5 protein-coding genes and 3 pseudogenes are annotated in these 5,576 nt (G+C 45.1%); 4 read left to right on the top strand and 4 right to left on the bottom strand.

All coding sequences use genetic code 11. From position 1 onward, the window contains the following. A pseudogene (locus Q0526_RS10140) lies at positions 1-338 on the bottom strand (Fic family protein); the annotation flags it as partial. Positions 339-340: 2 nt separating this feature from the next. Continuing rightward, the gene (locus Q0526_RS10135; RefSeq protein ID WP_298733147.1) at positions 341-868 is read right to left on the bottom strand and encodes a hypothetical protein; all 528 of its coding nucleotides are present in this window, start codon (positions 866-868) and stop codon (positions 341-343) included. Between the two features lie 1,022 nt (positions 869-1,890). On the opposite strand from Q0526_RS10135, the gene Q0526_RS10130 reads away from it, so the two are divergent. Both Q0526_RS10130 and Q0526_RS10125 read left to right on the top strand, forming a co-directional pair. After that, positions 1,891-2,193, top strand: coding sequence for a hypothetical protein (locus Q0526_RS10130; RefSeq protein WP_298733145.1), 303 nt, complete (start codon positions 1,891-1,893; stop codon positions 2,191-2,193). Between the two features lie 253 nt (positions 2,194-2,446). Further along, on the top strand, positions 2,447-3,715 hold the full coding sequence (locus Q0526_RS10125; protein WP_298733143.1) for a hypothetical protein: 1,269 nt from the start codon (positions 2,447-2,449) through the stop codon (positions 3,713-3,715). 190 nt (positions 3,716-3,905) lie between these two features. On the opposite strand, the pseudogene Q0526_RS10120 reads toward Q0526_RS10125, so the two are convergent. Continuing rightward, positions 3,906-4,046 (bottom strand): annotated as a pseudogene (locus tag Q0526_RS10120) (cell filamentation protein Fic); the annotation flags it as partial. A 424-nt stretch (positions 4,047-4,470) separates the two neighbouring features. Here Q0526_RS10120 and Q0526_RS10115 point away from each other — a divergent pair. Both Q0526_RS10115 and Q0526_RS10110 read left to right on the top strand, forming a co-directional pair. Beyond that, positions 4,471-4,746 carry a DUF2442 domain-containing protein gene (locus Q0526_RS10115; protein WP_298733141.1) on the top strand — a complete coding sequence of 92 codons (276 nt, stop codon included), beginning with the start codon at positions 4,471-4,473 and terminating at the stop codon, positions 4,744-4,746. 26 nt (positions 4,747-4,772) lie between these two features. Further along, positions 4,773-5,108 carry a hypothetical protein gene (locus Q0526_RS10110; RefSeq protein ID WP_298733139.1) on the top strand — a complete coding sequence of 112 codons (336 nt, stop codon included), beginning with the start codon at positions 4,773-4,775 and terminating at the stop codon, positions 5,106-5,108. A 130-nt stretch (positions 5,109-5,238) separates the two neighbouring features. On the opposite strand, the pseudogene Q0526_RS18825 reads toward Q0526_RS10110, so the two are convergent. Continuing rightward, positions 5,239-5,505 (bottom strand): annotated as a pseudogene (locus Q0526_RS18825) (major capsid protein); the annotation flags it as partial. Positions 5,506-5,576 lie beyond the last annotated feature (71 nt).

Here is a 5,576-nt window from a genome sequence, read left to right as displayed (position 1 = left end):
GTCCGGTTGATCTTTTTTATCTCTTTCATTGCTTCTTTAAGCTGTTTCTTGATTTCTTTTGGATATGAATATCGAACAGTATCTCCACCCAGCACTTCTTCAGCTTTCACCATTTGAATCGTTCTAAACTCCCCTGCCCAGTCGTAAAGCTGACCAAAAATCATTCTATGGATTTCCTGGAGAGTTTCCACATCATACTTATCAAATTTCTGATTGTAAAGGCTAGTCATAGCTAAATTGGAAGTATCAGCTTCCAACTTGCGTAAAAGATTTTGATCCTTAATTTCAAAAGAATTCTTCAAAACATCTATATCATTATATAAATATGGATCTCGCATTTTTATTTTCCCTCCCCAAGACTATAATATTTTTTTAATGTATCTTCAAAAAGGGAAGAAAAGGTCCTTTCTCCTGAAACCCAATCTGAGATTCCTTGCGCCAGATCCGCAGTTATAGGGACACCTTCAATAGCATTCAAACTATCAGCGAAAGAGACGCTACGTGCTTTTTGAGATTCAGAAAGAAGATCCATTCCATCTGTGAGCTTCAGAAACAACAATTCCCGGCTTACTTCATTCCCTAGAAGTTTTGCAGCCTGTTCCAACTGTTTTATCCTAGAAACTATTTGTTTTTTTTGCTCTAAGGCCGATTTCCTTTCCTTTATTTTTTGGATCATATCTTCTACTTCTGCCTGTTTCAAGTACTGGCTGACAATTCGGCCCGATTTTCTGCTTTGAAGATAATAATAATTTTTCCCGTTAATCGTTTTTTTTGAAATATATCCCGTTGGCAAAACATCCAATCGTTGCTGAAGGGCTCTTGCTTCAGCCAATAGAGTTTTGTACTCGGCAGTAAGATTATGTTGCATAAGATCACCTCTTCTTTATTATATCAATTTTAACCTTAAAATTTCAATATTTATAATAAAGTAGGTTAAATTAGTTGGCATAAGCGATAGGGTTGGACCATAAAAAGCAAAAAGGCCGCAATATGCGGCCTTTTTTACATTAGATCCCGGTTTCAAAGGGCGTCTGAATTCATTTTGCAGATGGTATTTGATGGTGCTGTACATAGAGATTACACCCCTATAGAGAGAAGACATATTGGGGTTCAGTTGCCCGTTCACAAGATGCACATTCTGAACGGCTCAACCGCCGATGTCCACGACATAGATACTGGGCTGCTTGACGACCTCAGCGGGAAGAGTCAGAAGGATGGAATATGTGATTAGCTATCTCTTCCAGCATGTAAATCACAGCGAGCCCCCCTTTTTTTCAGCAAGTCCGTTCAGCCCCATTATACCGGGGAGCCAAGGGGAGAGCAATGGGGGACACAAGCGAAAATATCCGGTGAGATTCACCCTGTTTTCTCGGAAGCCTGCTTCTGTGGTCTAAAATGCTTACAGGTTCGAACAGCTCTGATTGAAGCGACAGTAGCCTTGTGATATACTGAATATAGAATAAGGGTGCTACTGGCAGACGGTTAGCCCCCTACTCAATTACGGAAGTAACTGCTTGCTTGGAGGCTCGGCGGTTACTTCTTTTTATTTGCTGATACGATCCACAGCGAAGGCAAGGGCTTATCGGTTCAGTGGTCACCGCCCGTAATCGGCAGTTTCTTCTGGTTTTTGGCAATCGATGCAGCACAGAGAAAGTTTCCTGGTCAAACGGTGTGATTTGACTTATTTGATTTTTTGGTATACTATATTTAGGTACTCAGGAATTTCCGGTGGATTTGAGAATACTGTTGTTTTGTAGGTATCCAAACCATCTGGTTTGCAGTACAGTGATGCGGGTTTGAGAATACTGTTGTTTCGTAGGTGTCCAAACCTCAAACGAGTGTTCCTGAATTGTAAAACAAAAAAGAGGCTTGTATGAGCCTCTTTTTTATTTGGCAAGTTTAAAATATTTTTGGTATGATGAAGTTAGCCGCCTGATGCACGATTTCTTCTGCAAAGAAGCCAAAGACATACACAACGCGATACTGGCCCGAAATGTTAGACGCTACAAAACAGAGAAAGAAGGAGTTGAGACTATGTGCAGAGTTTCTGAAAAAATTCAAAACATGGAAAAGGCCGAAGATGTTAAGAACTTGATGGAGACTACCGGATGGTCGTTTGAGCAGACATGTGATAACATGAAAATCTCTGCAGAAGACCGTCCAACCATCAAAGAAATCATGCAGTCAATGTAAATATGTTGACATGTATCCTGGAATGCGATAAACTGAATATATTGATTGTAGCATCCCGACCGCTGTTCTGGCGGTTAAGTATGGCTCTGCTCCCTTGTGAGCACTGACCGGTTTGAAACATTTTAGGCACGATTGCGCCCTTTTTTGGGTGTGACCGTGCCTTTTTTATTAGCCAATTCAAGGGCAGCCTTCTCTGAGGGCAGCCCTTTTTATATAGAAAAGAAAATCCACCTGGAACTGAGAGGAGAAAAAGATGGGATTCGATAGCCTGTTGTTAGAAGGCCTCAGTCTATTGAGCTGGTCCGATCTGTCCTGCAAGGATATGTCAGAGGACTTTATCGATACATCTGGCGTTGAGGCAGTCAAGTGGCTTCCTCTGGCCAACGGATATACAAATGTATTGAGCATCATATTAAATGATTTATGTTTTTTTATTCTCTTGATTAAAACAAGTAAAAAATGGTTGGAAATGAAGAATTGTAATCCCCCTTACATGAGAAAAACACGATCCATTCCTACGACTAACCAGTTAAGAAGGAAAAAGAGCCGTGAGGGGGCGGTAAACCCTCCGCCTGCGGGGTGGCGTCAACCCCTGTCTTCATTGCTGAACAGATGGCGTCTGGCCCACGATACGGGTGAATTTTGTGAAAGATTGAGGGAAAAATGTATGAAAAATGGCTCGATCATTCATCAGATCAACAGGGAGCTACAGAGTCAGCTCCGTATCGGTGAAAAAAAGAGAGAGGCAAAGGCTGCGGAACAGACAAACCACCCCCAGGGGATCTTCAGCTATCGGACACTGGAGGTCTACACAGAGCAGTGCTGCCGTTTTGCAAAATGGGGCAAAGAGGAGCACGGCTGCCGTACCCTGGAGGAGCTGCGGCAATTTGTGCCGGAGTACATCCGGCGAGAGATTGATCGTGGGCTGTCTGCCTGGACGGTGCGCACCGAGGTGGCAGCCATCTCCAAGCTCTACCAGGTTCCCACAACGTCCTGGGGGATTTCCTTGCCTTCCCGGAAGAGAGAGGATATTATCCGCAGCCGGGGAGCTGCTGCCCGTGATGCACACTTCTCAGAAAAGAAAAATGCCGATCTGGTGGCTTTTCTCCGGGGAAGCGGCCTCCGCCGGTCGGAGGCGGAGGCCGTACGCCCCTGCGATATTCACAGCAGTAGCGCAGGGGTTTTTGTTGAAGTGAGAAAGGGAAAGGGCGGGAAAGCACGGACTGTAACGGTCACACAGGCCGCTCAGGCATTGGTTGTATCATACCAGGGGGAGGGACAAAGGGCGATCTGGGGCAAGATCGAAAGCTCCTGCGATGTACACAGCTATCGTCGTGAGTATGCAGCTGCCAGGTATGCCGAGCTGGCCCGGGATCCCCACACCCTGCCGCCGAACGAGCGGTATCTCTGCCGTGGCAGCCGCAGGGGAGAGGTATACGACCGGGCTGCCCTGGCCCAGGTATCGCAGGATCTGGGGCACAATCGGCTGGAGGTGGTCGTAATCAACTACCTTGGAAACTGAGGCTTGCTTCATTCAAAAAGAGAATGTGTCCAAGTTGGACACATTCTCTTTCGTTCCATTCCTCCATCAGGCGGAAATCTCAGATATTCCGGTGCAAGCAGATAGGCAACCTGAATGCAAAATTTTTCTCCGCGCTTATCGCATACGAAGTTGCAATCGGATCATGGCGCAAAAACAACGATTTTCCAAGTTACCTATCATAGGCAATTCGAAAATAGTCCAAATAAGCTTTATATCTGTCCTGTGCGGTCAGACAGGTATCCATCAGATATCCTTTTTCTCGTCCCCACTCTTTTAATCCTCGATAGTAGAACAATTTTAGATCATCTTGATATCGGCAAAAATAGCGGAAATCAAAGTTAATAATAACCGATATTTTTGCCGATACAGGAAAATTTATACCGAAGTTGGATCAAATCCTGCCTGCAGAAGAAGTGATCCTGCTGGACCAGGACTTTTGTGAACTCCGGCTTGACGCGCCCGATTTGATGCTGTAAACTGGTAGTGATGGCAGATCCATCTGAAATAACACAGCATGTGTCGTGGTGCTTTTCTCAACTTTGAGGTTTGAGAATCGTGTTGTTTTAGATGGTAGTCAAACCCTCGTCCTCCCCAGCTTTATGGAGATTGCGCTTGAGAGTCGAGTTGTTTTAGATGGTAGTCAAACTTGAAAGCCATGCCTAATGTGCGAAGGCTGTTCAGAAAAAAAGACCCAGTTGGGTCTTTTTTCGCATCCAGAGTCCGGAGGTGTGTTTATGGAATATCGTATTGCAGAATCCGCGTCCGGGAGCGCAGTGCTGCACATCACAGAAGTTCATGCCCTGAGCGGCTTCCGGCTGTGGGCAAAATTTTCGACCGGAGAGAGCCGGATCCTGGATCTTACGCCGCTGCTGGACACCGAGGCCTTTCGTCCTCTTTGCGATCCAGCCCTCTTCGGGCAGGTCGGTCTGGATCACGGTGTTCCGGTCTGGCAGAATGGTGCAATCGATTTAAGCCCTGCCTATATCTACACCCAGGGCAGTGCGGTGTAACAGCAGGAAAATCAAGGGGGAGAAGAATGGAATACAACGAACTGAGCCGGCAGGAGCTGATCGGCTATCTGATGGATTTTGTAGAAGGACTGGAGCAGCACACACTGGATGCAGATGAGCAGGGCTTCGTGGAGCTTCACAAAAAAATCATCTGGGAGCTTTGTCATGACCGGATCTATAAGGTGACCTTCTGCCGCCCTGACCAGGAGGCAGCGTCCAAACTGGCGGAATATGATACCCAATACTTCTCCTCCTTGAAGGAGGCCAAACGGGAACTCCATCGCCGTATGAAGCGGCTGCAAAAGCAGTCGGTGCTGGCCTTGCCGGAGGAGATCCAAAATCATCATCATCAGTATAATTAAGAAGAACAGCAAGATACTGATAAATATCACGCATCAGAATGTAAGGAAGTTCCGTAGTTAAATCCTTATTATCAAAAGGAGAAGACGCTGAGCGTGAAATATTCTGCCCGTTCTGACCTTTGGTCATATTCTGCATACACTCACGGAAACGATAATACAAAGAAGTGTAAGGAACAAAAAAGAACTGGATATTCTCACGAAGACGAGTAAATGCAGCAGACTGAACAGGCATAGAACGACTGAAATGTTGCATATTTACCTTAAAATCATCACCAGGGATGACTTCTTCACAAAATACTGGTAAAAGTTCACCGATTTTAGCAGTGAACAAATTACGACGAGACAAGTCAAAGGTAGAACGATGAACCTTATTATTGTCAATCTGATGGAATCCCATAAGGGAACTAGCTTTATTTGCCATAATCAAATGTTTTTAATTTGCTCAAATATTTCTTTATGTTTAACGCG

It is taken from the genome of uncultured Subdoligranulum sp., from assembly GCF_937890665.1.
Note: the sequence above shows the minus strand (reverse complement) of the source record. Positions and strands in the feature narration are given on the sequence as shown.

Excerpts from the sequence above, each read along its gene's own strand:
- Q0526_RS10125 (WP_298733143.1), top strand. The coding sequence starts at position 2,447 with ATGGGATTCGATAGCCTGTTGTTAGAAGGCCTCAGTCTATTGAGCTGG.
- Q0526_RS10135 (WP_298733147.1), bottom strand. The coding sequence starts at position 868 with ATGCAACATAATCTTACTGCCGAGTACAAAACTCTATTGGCTGAAGCA.
- Q0526_RS10110 (WP_298733139.1), top strand. The coding sequence starts at position 4,773 with ATGGAATACAACGAACTGAGCCGGCAGGAGCTGATCGGCTATCTGATG.
- Q0526_RS10115 (WP_298733141.1), top strand. The coding sequence starts at position 4,471 with ATGGAATATCGTATTGCAGAATCCGCGTCCGGGAGCGCAGTGCTGCAC.